Source organism: Pseudarthrobacter sp. Pseusp20 (assembly GCF_059492155.1).
The window spans coordinates 1,744,683-1,760,236 of sequence record NZ_CP168521.1; the positions used below are offsets into that span (position 1 = coordinate 1,744,683).

The 15,554-nt window shown below is 67.6% G+C and carries 16 protein-coding genes and 1 riboswitch; of the genes, 9 read left to right on the top strand and 7 right to left on the bottom strand.

The window, feature by feature from the left end; genetic code table 11:
- Positions 1 to 67: 67 nt before the first annotated feature.
- Positions 68 to 183: riboswitch (SAM riboswitch) on the top strand.
- Between the two features lie 12 nt (positions 184 to 195).
- From metX to ACEN9K_RS08075, 3 genes are all read left to right on the top strand, one after another.
- Positions 196 to 1,311 (top strand): homoserine O-acetyltransferase MetX, encoded by a 1,116-nt coding sequence (gene metX / locus ACEN9K_RS08065; RefSeq protein ID WP_144600399.1) that lies wholly within the window; start codon positions 196 to 198, stop codon positions 1,309 to 1,311.
- 166 nt (positions 1,312 to 1,477) lie between these two features.
- Entirely contained in the window at positions 1,478 to 2,860 is a 1,383-nt protein-coding gene (locus ACEN9K_RS08070; protein WP_018771618.1) for an MFS transporter, read from the top strand.
- A gap of 8 nt (positions 2,861 to 2,868) precedes the next feature.
- Positions 2,869 to 4,014, top strand: a complete 1,146-nt coding sequence (locus ACEN9K_RS08075) for a zinc-binding dehydrogenase (RefSeq protein ID WP_495635521.1) — start codon at positions 2,869 to 2,871, stop codon at positions 4,012 to 4,014.
- A 35-nt stretch (positions 4,015 to 4,049) separates the two neighbouring features.
- Here ACEN9K_RS08075 and ACEN9K_RS08080 read toward each other — a convergent pair whose 3' ends face one another.
- A complete protein-coding gene (locus ACEN9K_RS08080; protein WP_026266127.1) occupies positions 4,050 to 4,952 on the bottom strand; it encodes a LysR family transcriptional regulator in 903 nt (300 codons plus the stop codon).
- A 141-nt stretch (positions 4,953 to 5,093) separates the two neighbouring features.
- Between ACEN9K_RS08080 and mmsB the strand changes: the two genes are divergently transcribed.
- Positions 5,094 to 6,014 (top strand): 3-hydroxyisobutyrate dehydrogenase, encoded by a 921-nt coding sequence (gene mmsB, locus ACEN9K_RS08085; protein WP_056390018.1) that lies wholly within the window; start codon positions 5,094 to 5,096, stop codon positions 6,012 to 6,014.
- Positions 6,015 to 6,048: 34 nt separating this feature from the next.
- Positions 6,049 to 7,533: a CoA-acylating methylmalonate-semialdehyde dehydrogenase gene (locus ACEN9K_RS08090; protein ID WP_018771622.1), complete on the top strand. Its 1,485-nt coding sequence runs from the start codon at positions 6,049 to 6,051 to the stop codon at positions 7,531 to 7,533.
- A 64-nt stretch (positions 7,534 to 7,597) separates the two neighbouring features.
- Here the strand turns inward: ACEN9K_RS08090 and ACEN9K_RS08095 are convergent, their stop codons facing one another.
- Complete coding sequence (locus ACEN9K_RS08095; RefSeq protein WP_056390012.1) at positions 7,598 to 8,203, bottom strand: hypothetical protein; 606 nt, start codon at positions 8,201 to 8,203, stop codon at positions 7,598 to 7,600.
- A gap of 49 nt (positions 8,204 to 8,252) precedes the next feature.
- Complete coding sequence (locus tag ACEN9K_RS08100) at positions 8,253 to 9,122, bottom strand: SGNH/GDSL hydrolase family protein (RefSeq protein WP_018771624.1); 870 nt, start codon at positions 9,120 to 9,122, stop codon at positions 8,253 to 8,255.
- A 78-nt stretch (positions 9,123 to 9,200) separates the two neighbouring features.
- Between ACEN9K_RS08100 and ACEN9K_RS08105 the strand changes: the two genes are divergently transcribed.
- Positions 9,201 to 9,851, top strand: a complete 651-nt coding sequence (locus tag ACEN9K_RS08105; protein ID WP_056390009.1) for an alpha/beta hydrolase — start codon at positions 9,201 to 9,203, stop codon at positions 9,849 to 9,851.
- 41 nt (positions 9,852 to 9,892) lie between these two features.
- On the opposite strand, the gene ACEN9K_RS08110 is transcribed toward ACEN9K_RS08105, so the two are convergent.
- Positions 9,893 to 10,123, bottom strand: a complete 231-nt coding sequence (locus ACEN9K_RS08110; protein ID WP_144600388.1) for an RNA-binding S4 domain-containing protein — start codon at positions 10,121 to 10,123, stop codon at positions 9,893 to 9,895.
- 32 nt (positions 10,124 to 10,155) lie between these two features.
- Here ACEN9K_RS08110 and ACEN9K_RS08115 point away from each other — a divergent pair, with 32 nt between their 5' ends.
- The 3 genes from ACEN9K_RS08115 to ACEN9K_RS08125 all read left to right on the top strand — a co-directional run bounded on the left by ACEN9K_RS08115 (position 10,156) and on the right by ACEN9K_RS08125 (position 13,715).
- The gene (locus ACEN9K_RS08115; protein ID WP_495635522.1) at positions 10,156 to 11,154 is read left to right on the top strand and encodes a DMT family transporter; all 999 of its coding nucleotides are present in this window, start codon (positions 10,156 to 10,158) and stop codon (positions 11,152 to 11,154) included.
- Positions 11,155 to 11,286: 132 nt separating this feature from the next.
- Entirely contained in the window at positions 11,287 to 12,672 is a 1,386-nt protein-coding gene (locus ACEN9K_RS08120) for a glycine--tRNA ligase (protein ID WP_018771628.1), read from the top strand.
- Positions 12,673 to 12,674: 2 nt separating this feature from the next.
- The gene (locus ACEN9K_RS08125; protein WP_495635523.1) at positions 12,675 to 13,715 is read left to right on the top strand and encodes a GNAT family N-acetyltransferase; all 1,041 of its coding nucleotides are present in this window, start codon (positions 12,675 to 12,677) and stop codon (positions 13,713 to 13,715) included.
- A 74-nt stretch (positions 13,716 to 13,789) separates the two neighbouring features.
- Here the strand turns inward: ACEN9K_RS08125 and ACEN9K_RS08130 are convergent, their stop codons facing one another.
- Genes ACEN9K_RS08130 through ACEN9K_RS08140 form a run of 3 tightly spaced genes read right to left on the bottom strand, consistent with a single transcriptional unit; the run spans position 13,790 to position 15,554 of the window.
- The gene (locus ACEN9K_RS08130) at positions 13,790 to 14,647 is read right to left on the bottom strand and encodes a lysophospholipid acyltransferase family protein (RefSeq protein ID WP_495635524.1); all 858 of its coding nucleotides are present in this window, start codon (positions 14,645 to 14,647) and stop codon (positions 13,790 to 13,792) included.
- A gap of 11 nt (positions 14,648 to 14,658) precedes the next feature.
- Positions 14,659 to 15,384, bottom strand: coding sequence for an alpha/beta hydrolase (locus ACEN9K_RS08135; protein WP_495635525.1), 726 nt, complete (start codon positions 15,382 to 15,384; stop codon positions 14,659 to 14,661).
- Entirely contained in the window at positions 15,336 to 15,554 is a 219-nt protein-coding gene (locus ACEN9K_RS08140) for a hypothetical protein (protein ID WP_495635526.1), read from the bottom strand. Before ACEN9K_RS08140 ends, ACEN9K_RS08135 begins: the two co-directional genes overlap by 49 nt.

Genomic DNA, 15,554 nt, shown 5'->3' on the forward strand with positions numbered 1-15,554 from the left:
AAGCGGGGAAGTCACAACCAGTCACACTCTTGGCCTGGAGCGGGGGGTGTTTCGTACACTCGAACCAGGTCATGAGTGCCAGTGACAGCCCCGGCTTGCTGGCCGGCAACCCTCCATCCGCGGTGGGGTGCCCCGGGTGAGGACCTGGCCTGCCGGTCAGACGACGGCAGGCAAGCGCGTAGAAGAGGTCTTGCCATGACGGTTACCGTCGCCCGAACCACCATCCCCGAACACGGAATTGTCCGCTACGCCTCCATCGGAGGGCTGGAACTTGAAGCCGGGGGATACCTCCCGGACGTCACGCTGGCCTACGAAACCTGGGGCACGCTCAACGCCGACGCCAGCAACGCCATCCTGATCGAGCACGCCCTGACCGGCAGCACCCACGTGACCCGCGGTGACACGGACGAAGAAGGCTGGTGGGAACAATTGGCCGGTCCCGGCGCTCCCGTGGACACGGACAAGTTCTTCGTGGTGTCCGTCAACATCGTGGGCGGCTGCTACGGGTCCACGGGCCCGTCCTCGGCCGCCCCGGACGGAGCCCCCTGGGGCTCCCGCTTCCCCCTGGTCACCCTGCGGGACAGCACGGTGGCAGAGGCCCGGCTGGCTGACCAGCTGGGCATCAGCAGCTGGTTCGCTGTCCTGGGCGGATCCATGGGCGGCGCCCGCGCCCTTGAATGGGCAGTGACCTACCCGGAGAGGGTGCAGCGCTGCGCCGTCATCTCCGTGGGTGCCGCGAGCACGGCGGAACAGATCGCCTTCGCGCAGGCCCAGACCCTGGCCATCCGGCAGGACCCACATTTCAACGGCGGCGACTACTATGGCGGCCCCTGCCCGGAAGCCGGGCTGGCACTTGCCCGGCGCATTGCCCACATCACCTACCGGTCCGCGGCTGAACTGGAAGGCCGCTTCGGCCGGGAACCCCAGGCGCCGGAGTCGCCCCTGAAGGGTGAGGCTCTGGCCGCCCGCGGCCGCTACCAGGTGGAAAGCTACCTGGACCACCAGGGCAGCAAGCTCGTGAAGCGCTTCGACGCCAACAGCTATATCGCCCTCACCGAGGCGCTGATGAGCCATGACATCTGCCGGGGCCGCGGAACCCTGGCCGAAACCCTGGCCAGGTCCACCGCCAGGTTCTTCGTGGCCGCCGTGGATTCGGACCGGCTGTATTTCCCGTCGCAGTCCCGTGAGCTGGCCCAGGCCCTGCCGGGGGACGTGGACGTGCACGTCATCCAGGCGCCGATCGGGCACGACGGGTTCCTGACAGAGATCGGGCAGCTGGGCAGCCAGCTCCGGAGCAGCTTCCTGGCCTAGCGCCCCGCATGTGCATTCCTGCAGATGCCTTCTGCACTAATCGGCGTTGAGGTTGCACCGCAGGCAGACCATACTCAATCGAATCCGGTGCGTTCGTGGTGTGCATCACACCCGGCCGCCATTGATTGGTCCCCGTGGTGTCGACGACGACGCCGAAGGAGTTCGCATGAGTACGGAAAGCTCCGCCGCAAGGCGCACAGAGGAAACCGACGTCAAGGCTTCAGGCCTTAAGAAAGTGGTTACGGCCTCCATGGCCGGAACCGTTGTTGAGTGGTACGAGTTCTTCCTCTACGCCTCGGCTGCCACCCTGGTGTTCGGAAAGGCCTTCTTCCCCAACGCCGGCACAGAACTGGATGGCATCATCGCCGCCTTCCTCACTTATGCCGTCGGTTTCGTGGCGCGCCCCATCGGCGGCATCGTCTTTGGCCACTTCGGCGACAAGTTCGGACGCAAGAAGCTGCTGCAGCTGAGCATCATCCTGGTAGGCGTCTCCACCTTCCTCATGGGCTGCCTGCCCACGTTCCAGCAGATCGGCTACTGGGCTCCCGCACTGCTGGTGGTCCTCCGGTTCGCCCAGGGCTTTGCCGTTGGCGGCGAGTGGGGCGGCGCCGTCCTCCTCGTGGCCGAACACAGCCCCAGCAAATCCCGCGGTTTCTGGGCCAGCTGGCCACAGTCGGCAGTGCCGCTGGGAAACCTGCTTGCCACCGCCGTCTTGTTCACCCTGTCCTCCACGTTGACCCAGGACGCCTTCCTGGGGTGGGGCTGGCGCGTAGCGTTCTGGCTGTCCGCGGTGATCGTCCTGATCGGTTACTACATCCGCACCAAGGTCAATGACGCACCGATCTTCCTCGAAGCCCGCAAAGAGGTCGAAGCCGGCCACAAGGGCTACGGCGTCGCTGAGGTATTCCGGCGCTACCCCCGCGGCGTCTTCACCGCCATGGGCCTGCGCCTGGCGGAAAACATCCTGTACTACCTCGTGGTCACGTTCTCCATCACCTACCTGAAAACCGTGGTCCAGGCCGACACCACCCGCATCCTCCTCCTGCTGCTCCTTGCCCACGCCCTGCACTTCGCCGTCGTGCCCATGGTCGGCAAGCTGTCGGACCGGTTTGGCCGCAGGCCCGTCTACATGGCCGGCGCCATCATGGGGGCCACCTGGGGCTTCTTCGCCTTCCCCATGATGGACACCAAGAACGATGCCATCATCCTGGCGGCCATCATGATCGGCCTGGTGTTCCACGCCTTCATGTACGCCGGGCAGCCTGCCATCATGGCGGAAATGTTCCCCACCCGGATGCGCTACTCCGGGGTTTCCCTGGGCTACCAGGTGACGTCGATCGTTGCAGGATCCCTGGCCCCGATCATCGCCGCCTCGCTCCTGGGCGCCTACAAATCCTCCGTCCCCGTGGCGGTCTACCTGCTGATCGCCTGCGCCATTACCGCCGTCGCGGTCTACTTCCTGAAGGAAACCCGCGGCATCTCGCTGCACGACGTGGACGCCGCCGACGCCCAGGGCACCGCCGACCTCCTTGCCGCCCGCAAGAAGTAGCAGGATCCGTGAAAGCCGCCGTCCTGTACTCCACCGTTCCCGCCGCCCCCACCACGGGGGCCGGCAACGGGAAGCAGACCTACTCCGAGGCCGCTCCGCTGCTGGTGCAGGAACTGGAGCAGCCGGAGCCCCGCGCCGGTGAGCTTGGTGTTGCCATCACGTACTCCAGCCTCTGCCACTCGGACCTCTCGGTGGTGGACGGTTCCCGCGTCCGGCCGCTGCCCATGGCCTTGGGCCACGAGGCGGTGGGTCGGGTGGTGTCCGTGGGGGCCGGCGTGTCCGACGTGTCCGTCGGCGACCATGTGGTGCTGGTCTTCGTGCCGAGCTGTGGCGGGTGCCGTGCATGCCTGGCCGGCCGGCCGGCCCTCTGCCACCGTGCCGCAGAGGTCAATGGCTCCGGCGACCTGCTGCACGGGCCGGCACTGCTGCGGACTCCGGCAGGGGAACGGATCAACCACCACCTTGGCGTCTCGGCCTTCGCCGATTACGCAGTGGTGGCAAGGGAATCGGTGGTGGTGATCGACGACGACGTCCCGGACACGGTTGCCTCGATGTTTGGTTGCGCCGTGCTCACCGGAATGGGTGCAGTGTTGAATACCGCGGCTGTAAGTCCGGGGCAGTCCGTAGCGGTGTTCGGCCTCGGAGCCGTGGGCCTGTCAGCCGTCATGGCAGCGCGCCTCGCCGGAGCCGCCGACGTCATTGCCATCGATCCAAACCAAGGCAAGCACCAGCTGGCCCGCGACGCCGGCGCCACATCGGTGGGAACGCCGGAGGACGCGGCACGGCTGATCGCGGAAGCGTCCGGGGACGGTGTGGACGTTGCCATTGAAGCAGTGGGATCAGCAGGCGTTATCGCCTCCTGCCTGGAGCAGGTGACGCGGGGAGGCGCCGTGGTGTCGGTGGGCCTGCCCCATCCGTCCGCCCAGTTGACGGTGCCGGCCCTGCAGTTGGCCGGGGCGGGAAAACGGCTGCTGGGCTCCTACATGGGGGATGCCGTGCCGGCGCGCGACATTCCGCAGTACCTGGCGTTCTGGCGCGAAGGCAGGCTGCCGGTTGAGCTGCTACACACTGACACCCGGCCGCTCAGCGAGATCAATGAGGGCCTGGACGCGCTGGCATCCGGGCAGGTGGTAAGGCGGCTGTTCCAGGCCTGACTTGTGCGGGGGGCCTGGGTCCGCAAGAACAGCGCTTACCCCGCCAGCACCCCGGAGCGCTCCTTCATTTCCGCCTTGAGTGCCGCAATCACCGCCTGGACCGGTGCGGACCGGAGCGACTCCGGGCGGGCAACGGCCCAGATGGGGAGCTGGCGCTCAAAGTCGGCTGCCAGGACGGGCACGAAGTCCCCGCAGCCCGCCACCATGAAGTTGGGCAGCAGCCCAATGCCCGCACCCTGCCGCACCGCCTCCACCTGGGCGAACACGCTGGTGGCCTGGAAGCTCGTCCTGGGCAGCGGAAGCTGCGAAGACCAGCGCGGCCCCAGCTCCGCCACCTGGAGTGCGGATTCGACGTAGGACACAAACCCGTGCTGCCCCACGTCGTCGAGCGTTTCCGGCAGACCATGCCGGGCGGCATACGCTGAGCTGGCGTAGAGGCGCAGGTAGTAGTTGCTCAGGAAGATTGTCTGCGCGGTGGTGACGTCCGCCCGGCCCACCACGATCTCCAGGTCCACGCCCGACCGGTTCTGGCTGACTTTCCGGGTGGCGCTGAGCATTTCGATGTTCAGCTGCGGGTTTTGCTGCTGGAGCCGCACCAGCGACGGGGTGACGAACACTGCTCCCACGCCGTCCGTCGTGGCGACGCGGACCAGGCCGGCGAGGGTGCTTTGGTCCTGGCTGATCAGGCCGGACAGCGAGCCAAGGGTACCTTCGATCGCCTCTGCCGCTTCCACGGCCGCGGCACCGAGCTGCGTCAGCTCCCAACCCTGCGGGCTGCGTTCCAAAGTCCGGCCGCCCAGTTGCCTGTCCAGGGCGAGGATGCGGCGGGAGATGGTGGTGTGGGTTGTTCCCAGCGTCTCGGCTACCGCGTTGAACCGGCCCAGGCGGGCAACGGTGAGCAGGATGAGCAGGTCGTCGGGGCTTGGCAACCGTCTCAGGTCCACTGCGGTCCTTCCTTCGATGTGCAGCAATGCACATGGCCTCTGTGATTTTTCCCCTTGATTGCACTCTAACAGGGTGTGATCGTTGACACAGACATGCCGGCAGTACGGCTGGAATGGAAGCAAAGGAGCTTACTCGTGGCAGTTATCGGTTGGATTGGCCTGGGCAACATGGGCGGCCACATGTCCGTAAACCTGGCGAAAGCCGGGCATGATGTGCGCGGTTTCGACCTCAACCCGGCAGCCCTGGCAGCCGCTGAAGCAGGCGGCGTCAAGCGGACCGCCAGCATCGCCGAGGCGGTGGATGGTGCGGACGCCGTGTTCACCATGCTGCCCAAGGGTGAACACGCCCGTGCGGTGTATCTCGGCGGGGACGGCGTGCTGGCGCACGCGGACACCCGGACGCTGCTGATTGACTCCTCGACCATCGACGTCGCCTCCGCCCAGGAACTGCACGACGCCGCTGCTGCCGCCGGCTTCCGCTTCGTGGACGCCCCGGTGTCGGGTGGAATGAGCGGGGCGGAAGCGGGAACGCTTACTTTCATGGTTGGCGGCGAAGAGGGGGCCGTGGCGGACGCCACGGGCTACATCGGCCCCATGGCCGCCAACATCATCCCCACGGGCGGCCCCACAACGGGGCAGGCGGCCAAGATCTGCAACAACCTGATGCTTTTCATCAACCTGGCCTCCACCGCGGAGGGCGCTGTGCTCGCCGACCGGCTGGGCCTGGACAAGCAGGTCTTCTGGAACATTGCCTCTGTCTCCTCGGGCGACTCGTGGGCACTGCGGACCTGGTACCCAGTGCCCGGCGTGGTTCCCACCGCAGCCTCGAACAACGGCTTCGCGCCCACCTTCACCACAGAGCTGGCGAACAAGGACATTGGGCTGGCCATCAGCGCAGCCGAGGATACCGGCACGCCCCTGGAGATCGGCAGGCACGTCCAGCAGCTGTTCCAGCGGCTTATTGACGCCGGTGACGCCGGCAAGGACTGCTCCATGATCATCAAGCTCGTGGACGGCTCACTCGAACCCGCCAACCCGGCGCCGTCCGCCAACTAGCCCGCACCACGCAACGCAGGAAAAGAGACTCCCCGTGGAAACCATCCCGCACTACATCAACGGCACCCGCGTCAGCGACGCAGACCGCTTCGGCCCGGTGTTCAATCCCGCCACCGGTGAACAGGAGAAGCAGGTGGCGCTTGCCTCGGCGGCACGGACAGAGGAAGCCATCGCGGCTGCCCGTTCCGCGCTGCCGGCCTGGCGGGCCACCAGCCTGGCCCGGCGGACCGGCATCTTCTTCCGGGTCCGCGAAATCCTGACCCAGCGGAAGCCCGAGCTCGCGGCCATCCTCACCAGCGAGCACGGGAAGGTCCTCTCCGACGCAGAGGGCGAAATCGCCCGCGGCCTGGAGAACATCGATTTCGCCACCGGCCTGTCCCACATGCTCAAGGGCGAGCGGTCCGAGCAGGTCTCCACCGGGGTGGACGTGCACTCCGTCCGCCAGCCGGTGGGCGTCGTAGCCTGCATTACGCCGTTCAACTTTCCGGCCATGGTGCCGCTGTGGATGATCGGCAGTGCCCTGGCCTGCGGCAACACCGTGCTGCTGAAGCCCAGCGAGAAGGACCCGTCGGCCGCCGTCTTCATCGCGGAGGCCTTCGCCGAAGCGGGCCTGCCGGCCGGGGTGCTGAACGTGGTCCACGGTGACAAGGAAGCCGTGGATGTCCTGCTGGAGCACCCGGACGTCAAAGCCGTGAGTTTTGTCGGCTCCACTCCCGTTGCCCAGTCGATCTACAAGCGGGCGGCAGAACACGGCAAGCGGGTGCAGGCACTGGGCGGTGCCAAGAACCACATGGTGGTGCTTCCCGACGCCGACCTGGACATGGCTGCCGACGCTGCGGTTTCGGCCGCCTACGGGTCAGCCGGCGAACGCTGCATGGCCGTCAGCGTCCTGGTGGCCGTGGGCAACATCGCGGACGACCTGGTGAAGGCAATCTCCAGCCGCATGGCGGGTTTGAAGATCGGCCCGGGAACGGACCCCGCGTCCCAGATGGGCCCCTTGATCACCGCGGAGCACCGGGACCGCGTGGCCTCCTATGTGGCGGGGGCCGAAAATGAAGGCGCATCCGTGGTTGTGGACGGGCGCTCGCAGCAGTTCGATTCAAACGGATTCTTCATCGGCGTCAGCCTGGTGGACCACGTCAAGCCGGGCATGAAGGTGTACGACGACGAGATCTTCGGCCCGGTCCTGTCCGTGGTCCGCGTCGATACCTACGGCGACGCCGTGAAGCTGGTCAACGACAACGAGTTCGGCAACGGCACGGCCATCTTCACCCGTGACGGCGGGGCGGCCCGGCAGTTCGAGTTCGACGTCGAGGCAGGCATGGTGGGCGTCAACGTGCCCATTCCGGTTCCGGTAGGCACGTTCTCGTTCGGCGGCTGGAAGAACTCGCTGTTCGGCGACACCCACATGTACGGCCCGGACAGCATTCGGTTCTACACCCGGGGCAAGGTGGTGACCACGCGCTGGCCGGATCCCTCCACCTCGGTGATTGACCTGGGCTTCCCGCAGGTCCACTGAGCTTGACAGGAGCACTGAACGCATAAAGGAGCGCCACCGGGCAGGCCCGGTGGCGCTCCTGTTACTAGCCGTTCATGATGTCGCTGCGCCGCTTCATGTAGTCCTCCATGGACAGCTCACCGTTGGTGTACTGCTGGTCCAGTTCCGCGAGCTTGCGGGCGCGGTACCCTTGCGGTGCCGCCGGCGGCGGGGGAGTGGCCGGCGCTGGGGACTGTCCCGGCGTCGGCTCTCCGGGACGCGGCTGCTGAGACCCCTGCTGATCAAAGCCGGGCCGGCCAAAGCCTGGCTGACCAAACCCCTGTCCCTGCGGGGGACCGTAGCCGGGGTCCGGCAGAGGCTGCTGGCCGTACTGGTGGGGCAACGGCTGCGGGTCGCCCAGGGGCTGCGGCCGCTGGATACTGCGGAAGCCGCCGGAGAAGTAGTCCTGCTGGGTATAGCCGTCGCGGGGCTGGTTGCTCTGCGGCCCGGCCGAGCCTGGATACTGGCCCGGTCCCGGGTACTGGCCGGGGCCGGGATACCCGTCTTGTCCGTATTGCCCCGGGAACTGTTCAGGGAAGCGCCCGGGCAACGACTGGTCCCGGTCCCGCCGTGCCACGGACCGCCGGTACATCCGCATGGCCATGGGGACGACGAAGGACAGGACGATAATCCAGAAAAACAAGCTGCTCACGGTGCCGCGCCTCTCGAGTGTTGTCCTTCCAGCCTAACCCCGGGCGGCCTTACCGGCGGCTGGGCTCCGACGTTCCCAACGGGCCCTCACCGGCACCCAAGGGAACGCCCGGACCGAAGACGGGGCCCGGCGTCGGCCGCTTTGCCGTGATGCCGTCCCCGGAGGACTGGCGGCGCAACCGCCGCAGCACCCACGGCACGAAGTATTCGCGCGCCCACACCAGGTCCCCGCTCCTGGCCTCGCGCCAGGTCCGGGGCGGCAGGGGCTTGGGCTGCAGCGGCTCCAGGGAATGCTCAACGTTGAGCGCGTCCAGCACCATGGCCGCTATGGTGTGGTGCCCCAGCGGGGAGAAGTGCAGCCGGTCCTGGTCCCACATCTGCGGATCGCTCAACTGCCGCAGCGACCACATGTCCGCGATGATGGCGTCGTGCCGCGTTGCCACCGTCCGCAGGTTCTCGTTGTAGATGGCCACCTTGCTGCGGATCCTGCCGAGCACTGACGAGCCGGTGTCAGGTCCGTTGAACAGGACCACCGTGGCACCACCCAGGGACAGGATCTGGACCACGGAATCGAGCTTTTCGGCCAGCACGTCCGGGTCGCCGCCCGGGCGGATGAGGTCGTTGCCGCCCGCCGACAGGGTGACCAGGTCCGGCTTCAGCTCCAGGGCAGGCGCCAGCTGCTGGTCAACGATCTGCTGCAGCAGGCGGCCGCGGACGGCCAGGTTGGCGTAGGCGAAGTCAGGCTGGGTCCTGCCCAGCTCCTCGGCCACCCTGTCGGCCCAGCCGCGGTGGCCGCCGGGGCTCGCGGGTTCGGGGTCGCCGATGCCCTCGGTGAAGGAATCGCCCATCGCCACGTAACGGGTCCACGGGTGGGATCCCGGGTGCGCGGACGGGGCCTTGATGTCACTTGCGTCAGTCACGGTCCTATCCTGCCTTCCGTTTCACTGCCTACGCGAACGTAGGTTGTTACTTGTGGGTAACTGATATGAATGGAAACCATGACTGACGCCGAAGTATTTCCTGCCCCCGTTGTCCTGTGGTCCCATCCGGAGGACCAGCGCGACGGCAAGCCGCTGCTGGTGCTCCTCCACGGCTACGGCGCCAATGAGCGGGACCTGCTCAGCCTGGCCGACCTGCTGCCCGGGGACTTCGCCGTCGCGTCCGTGCGTGCGCCGATCGCCACGGGCCCCGGCTACACCTGGTTCCCGCTCACGGCCTCCATCGAGTACTCGCTGGAGCGGGTCAAGAAGGCCTCGGCATACGTACTGGAGTGGATCGACACCATCCGGGTGGGGCATCCGTCGGTGACCCTGCTCGGCTTCTCCATGGGCATGGCCATGGCAACCACGCTCCTGCGGCAGCGGCCCACGGACTTCGCTGCCGTCGTCGGACTGTCCGGTTTCGTGGTGGACGCAGCCGGCGACCCTTCGTTCAGGGACGATGAGCTGGACGGCACCGTGCCCATGTTCTGGGGCCGGGACCAGCAGGATCCGGTGATCACCCAGGACAAGATCGAGTACACCATGGGCTGGGTCCGCAAGCACGTCAAGCTCACCAAGGTGCTCTACACCGGCATGTGGCACGGGATCAACCAGCAGGAGATCGGGCACGTGGGGGAGTTCCTCACTCACGAGGTGCTGAACAAGTAGGCGTACGACGGCGGGCACGGCGAAGCAGCCGCCGCTGTTAGTCAGGCCTCGGGCGCCACTACCCGGACGCTCTGTCCGTTCACCGTGACAACGTCGCCGTTGTGCAGCTGGCGGCCGCGGCGATCGTCGATTTCGCCGTTGACCTTGACCAGCCCGTTCTTGATGAGCTCCGCCGCCTCCACGCCGTCCTCCACGAGGTTGGCGAGCTTCAGCAGCTGGCCCAGCCGGATCATGCTGTCGCGGATGGGGACGTCGTCAATGGGGTTGCTCATAGAGCAATAATGCCTGAACTAAGGTGGATTCAATGACCTCCCCTTCCCGCCTGCCGGTGCTCGCAGGCCTGCCCCTGGCCGTGGGTTCCGGCCTTGCCATCCCAGTCCAGGGGCGCATCAACGGGGCCCTGGGCGCCCGCCTCGGTGACGGCATCGCCGCGGCGGCCGTGAGTTTCAGCACAGGCCTGCTGGTCATGATCGTGATTTCGCTGGTCCTGCCGCGCGGGCGGGCGGGGCTGGCGGCCATCCTTCCCGCGGTCCGCAAACGCGCCTTTCCACGTATCTACGTGGTGGCCGGTGCCATCGGCGCGCTGTTCGTTTTTGCCCAGTCGTTCACGGTGGGCATCCTGGGCGTGGCACTCTTCACCGTGGCCACGGTCACCGGGCAGACCGTGAGCGGCCTGCTGGTGGACCGCCTGGGAATCGGGCCGGCCGGGAAGAAATCCGTCACCGGCATCCGCATCATTGGCTGCGTCCTCACTATCGCCGCCGTCGCCTGGGCGGTTTCGCCCCGGTTCAGCGGCGCGGGGGCCGGCGGAACCGACGGTGGTCCGTCCTCCCTGCTGCTTCCCATCCTGCTGCCCGTGGCGGCTGGCTTCCTGATGAGCTTCCAGCAGGCCATGAACGGCACCGCCACCGTCCACTACGGCACACCGATCGCGGCCACCCTGGTCAACTTCGGGGCCGGCTGCATCGTGCTCTGGACAGCGCTGGCGGTGAAGCTGGCGGTGGCCGGCCCAGCCAACCCGCTGCCGTCCGAATGGTGGTACTACCTGGGCGGTCCCATGGGCTGCGTCTTCATTGGGCTCGGCGCCCTCCTGGTCCGCAGCCTTGGCGTACTGGTCACCGGGCTGGGCATGATTGCCGGCCAGCTGCTCGGCTCGCTGGCCCTGGACCTGGCGCTGCCCGCCCCGGGCACCGTCGTCGCCCCGGCCACCGTCCTCGGGACCCTGCTGACCCTCGCCGCGATCATCCTGGCAACTCTGCCGTGGCCGCGGGGCGCGCTCCGCAGGCAGCGGCCGGTACGCTAGGACACGAGCTTTTCAACGATCTTCCTTCATTCGCCCCGGCACCCTGCCCACTGTGCCTCCAGGCATACGGCGGCCGGGGCCTGACAACCCGCGGACCGCACCCAGCGGCCCTGTAGAAATTGGAGTTACCCCATGGCAGCAAAGTCCGTCCTCGACCAGGTCATTTCCCTCTCCAAGCGGAGGGGCTTCGTGTTCCAGGCCGGTGAGATCTACGGCGGCTCGCGCTCTGCCTGGGACTACGGCCCCCTGGGTGCGGAGCTGAAGGAAAACATCAAGCGCCAGTGGTGGCAGTCCATGGTCCGCGGCCGCGAAGACGTGGTGGGCCTGGACTCATCCGTCATCCTGCCCCGCCAGGTATGGGAAGCCTCCGGCCACGTGGAGGTCTTCTCCGACCCCCTGGTGGAATGCCTCTCCTGCCACAAGCGCTACCGCGCCGACCACCTCGAGGAAGAATACGAGGAAAAGAAGGGCCGGCCGGCCGAGAACGGCCTGAAGGACATTGCCTGCGCCAACTGCGGCACCCGCGGCCAGTGGACCGAACCGCAGGAGTTCTCCGGCCTGCTCAAGACCTACCTGGGCCCGGTGGCCAGCGAGGAAGGCCTGCATTACCTCCGCCCGGAAACCGCCCAGGGCATCTTCGTGAACTTCAACAACGTCCTCACCACCTCCCGGAAGAAGCCCCCGTTCGGCATCGGCCAGATCGGCAAGTCCTTCCGCAACGAGATCACGCCCGGCAACTTCATCTTCCGCACCCGTGAATTCGAACAGATGGAAATGGAGTTCTTCGTCGAGCCCGGCACCGATGAGGAATGGCACCAGTACTGGATGAAGGAGCGCATGGCCTGGTACACCGGCCTGGGCATCCGCGAGGAAAACCTGCGCTTCTTTGAGCACCCGAAAGAGAAGCTGAGCCACTACTCCAAGGGCACCACGGACATCGAATACCGCTTTGGCTTCCAGGGCTCGGAGTGGGGCGAACTCGAAGGCATCGCCAACCGCACCGACTTCGACCTCACCACGCACTCGAAGGCCTCCGGCCAGGACCTGAGCTACTTCAACCAGGCCACCAACGAGCGCTACACCCCGTACGTGATCGAGCCTGCGGCCGGGCTCACGCGCTCCTTCATGGCCTTCCTGGTGGACGCCTACACCGAGGACGAGGCCCCCAACGCCAAGGGCGGCGTGGACGTGCGCACCGTCCTGAAGCTGGACCCGCGCCTGGCCCCGGTCAAGGCCGCCGTGCTGCCGCTGAGCCGCAACGAGGACCTGTCCCCGAAGGCCAAGGACCTCGGCGCGCAGCTGCGGAAGAACTGGAACATCGACTTCGACGACGCCGGCGCCATCGGCCGCCGCTACCGCCGCCAGGACGAGATCGGCACCCCGTTCTGCATCACCGTGGACTTCGACACGCTGGAGGACCAGGCCGTCACCATCCGCGAGCGGGACACCATGAGCCAGGAGCGGGTCTCCCTGGACAAGGTGGAGGGCTACCTGGCGGCACGGCTGATCGGGGCCTGAGCATGGCCATCGAATACCGCGAATGGCGGGACGGCGACGACCTGGCGCTCCTGGAAATCTGGGGCGACCCGGACACCGCCCAGGCCCGCCAGTTCCGCGGGGCCCTGGCCGTGTCCTCCAACGGGAGGGACGGCTCCCCGTGGCGCCGCTGCGTCGTGGCAGAGGACGTCATTGACGGCGTGGGCATTCCGGTGGCGGCCGGCGTCGTCTATGAGGCCTCCCTGCACCCGGAACGCCTCTGGTGCTACATCGAGGTGGCCCGCGACCACCGCCGCGCGGGCATCGGGGCGAGCCTCCTGACCATGCTGCGGCGCGAGGCCGAACACGCGCCGTCGGGGGTCACCAGGCTGCGCGCCAAGGTGGAGCCCGGCACCGCGGGGGCGGCCTTCGCCGAGGCGTTTGGGCTGGCACCCATCCAGCGTTCCCGCCTTGTGGTGGTGGAGCCGGGCGCCCTGCGGCTTCCGGTGTTCCCCGCCAAGGACGACGGCGGCGCGGCCAGTGGCGAGAACGCCGGCTCGGACGTGGTGATGGACCTGGCCACCGGCTCCGTGGAGCTGACCGACGTGGTGGGCCGGTACTACACCTCCATCCACGGGTGGGACTCGCCCGGCGTCCTGTCCGTGGGGCAGGTGCAGAAGCTGTTCCTGGACGAGCTCACCGGGGCCCACGGAGCCATCGTCCTGCGGGCGCAGCCGGAGTCCGCGTTCGGGGCCGGTGTTGTGCCGAGCAAAAAGGGCCGCATCCGTGCCTTCGCCGTAAGCTACGCGGCGCCGGCAGACCCCGACGCCGCACCCCATCCGGAAGTGGCCGCGAGCAGGGGGTCCGAGACGCCCACCGACGTGTTCGTGGGGCACGAGCCTTCGCTGGACGCCGACGATGCCGCGGAGGCGGTCCGGGACATGCTTGCCCTGATCGCGTACCAGCACCCGGTCATGCTGGAACTGGACGACTCCATGGCCGCCCTGCGCGCCGCCGTCGAGCCCCTGCTGGAAAGCGGCAAGGCACGGTTGGCGGGGTCTGAAACCCTGGTGGTCTCGGACTAAGGAACTGCCTGCCTGCCCCCAGGCGGCCCGCACCAACCGCCCGCACACGGTGCTTGCGAACGGACAAGTGCGAGTCACTTGGGGGAGCGGGCTATGCGTTGCCGGGCCTGCTTTTGGCGGGGAGCACGACGGCGGCCCGCGGCTGCGTCTGCCGCGTCCAGCAGCTGCCGCTCGGCGTCGGTCGGCGCGCCGCCGCCCAAATGCGCCGGCATCCACCACGCGCCGGATTCCGGGCGGAGGGGAAAGCCGGCGATGCAATGGTCGATCCCTGACTGCAGCGTGCTGCGCAGTGCTTCCGTGGCCGCTTCCACGTCAACGTCGGACGGAAAGAGCACCGGCTCGGCCACGTGGACCCGTACCGGGGCGCGCCAGCTGCGGCGCAGGGAAAAGCCGTGGCCACGGGTCAACACCCGGTGGGCGCCCCAGACGGACACCGGAATCACCGGGACGCCGGCCTCCGCCGCCATCCGGACAGCCCCTGTGCGGCACTCGCGGACCGTGAAGCTGCGGCTGACCCCCGCCTCCGGAAACACAGCCAGGTACTCGCCATCGCGCAGCTTGGCCACCGCGGCGTCATAGGCGTCCGAACGGTCTGTGTATCCCACCACCACGTGGCCGCTGGCACTGATGGCGGGGCCGGCAAGCCAATGGTCTGCCGCGCCCTGGTGGACCAGGAACCGCAGCTGGGCACGGGTGTGCGGCCACAGGAGCAGCTCCAGCACCGCAAAGTCCAGGTAGCCGAAATGCGTGACGGCGAACACCGCTCCCTTGCCGGGGACAACCTCCCGGGAGGCTCCCCTTGTGGGTTCCTTTTCGGGCAGGTGTTCCAGGCCTGTTGCGTGGATGTCCAGCCGCAGCGCCCAGCGCAGGAACTGCCCGGTCCGGACGATCAGCCGGTAGAAGCGGTCGTTGGTTGGGGGACGCCAGGGCATGGGGAAACTGCCTAGAGGGTGACCTGGACGGATGAGTCAGGCAGCAGCCGGGTGAAGGCAGACGACGGCCGGACTGCGGCGCCCGTGCTCTCGGCAAAGGACTTGATGACGAACCCGGTGGCGAGTGTCTGCCACACCCGGATCTTACGGAGCATGAAGTGCCCAACGCCCTTGAGGGCCACATACTGCATGCTCGTGGCGTCGGCCGAGGCCCGGCGGGCGAAGGCAAGGGACTGGGAGGGGCTGGTCATGTGGTCGGTGGTGCCGTGGATGATCAGGACTTTTCTTCCGGCGACACTGGCTGCGGGAGTCTGCGGGCTCAGCCACGGGGCAAGCGCCACAACGGCCTCAACCTGGGCGTGGTCCGCTGCGCACACGGCTGTCAGGCCGCCCATGGAGTGGCCCAGCAGGAAGACCGGAACGTCGGGGTGGCGTTCGGAAATCTTCCCCAGCGCCCAGCGGGCATCCTGCAACGGCGACATGTCAGGCCCGTTCCAGCCGCGGACGCTGTTGCGCAGTGACCAGACGGCCAGCCCGTGTTTCCGGCCGGCGCGGTGCAGGTGCCTGGCGAAGGGGACCATCCTGGCCGGGCTCAGGTGCCGGGCCTCCACCGGATCGCGGCTGTGGGCCTTGCCGCCGTGCAGGACCAGGACCACGCCCTTGGTGTCGCCGGATGCTTCGAGGACGCTCAGTACAGGCTGGTGGCCGGGAACCACCGGCGCCTGCCCGGCCTGCACCCCGCCGGCGTCACCTTCGCCTTGAACTCCTGCGCCTTGAACGCCTGGCCCATGCGTACCACGGTTGCCCATGCCTGGTTCCTCCCCATCCCGATGGTCCATTTATAAACCCTATGGCGGCCCACGTAGAGTTCAACCATGAGGTTGTACTGCTGATGGGCGCCGGTCAC

Coding starts and splice junctions, on each gene's coding strand:
- ACEN9K_RS08070 (WP_018771618.1), top strand. CDS start 1,478: ATGAGTACGGAAAGCTCCGCCGCAAGGCGCACAGAGGAAACCGACGTC.
- ACEN9K_RS08125 (WP_495635523.1), top strand. CDS start 12,675: ATGGCCATCGAATACCGCGAATGGCGGGACGGCGACGACCTGGCGCTC.
- ACEN9K_RS08130 (WP_495635524.1), bottom strand. CDS start 14,647: ATGCCCTGGCGTCCCCCAACCAACGACCGCTTCTACCGGCTGATCGTC.
- metX (WP_144600399.1), top strand. CDS start 196: ATGACGGTTACCGTCGCCCGAACCACCATCCCCGAACACGGAATTGTC.
- ACEN9K_RS08120 (WP_018771628.1), top strand. CDS start 11,287: ATGGCAGCAAAGTCCGTCCTCGACCAGGTCATTTCCCTCTCCAAGCGG.
- ACEN9K_RS08110 (WP_144600388.1), bottom strand. CDS start 10,123: ATGAGCAACCCCATTGACGACGTCCCCATCCGCGACAGCATGATCCGG.
- ACEN9K_RS08105 (WP_056390009.1), top strand. CDS start 9,201: ATGACTGACGCCGAAGTATTTCCTGCCCCCGTTGTCCTGTGGTCCCAT.
- ACEN9K_RS08115 (WP_495635522.1), top strand. CDS start 10,156: ATGACCTCCCCTTCCCGCCTGCCGGTGCTCGCAGGCCTGCCCCTGGCC.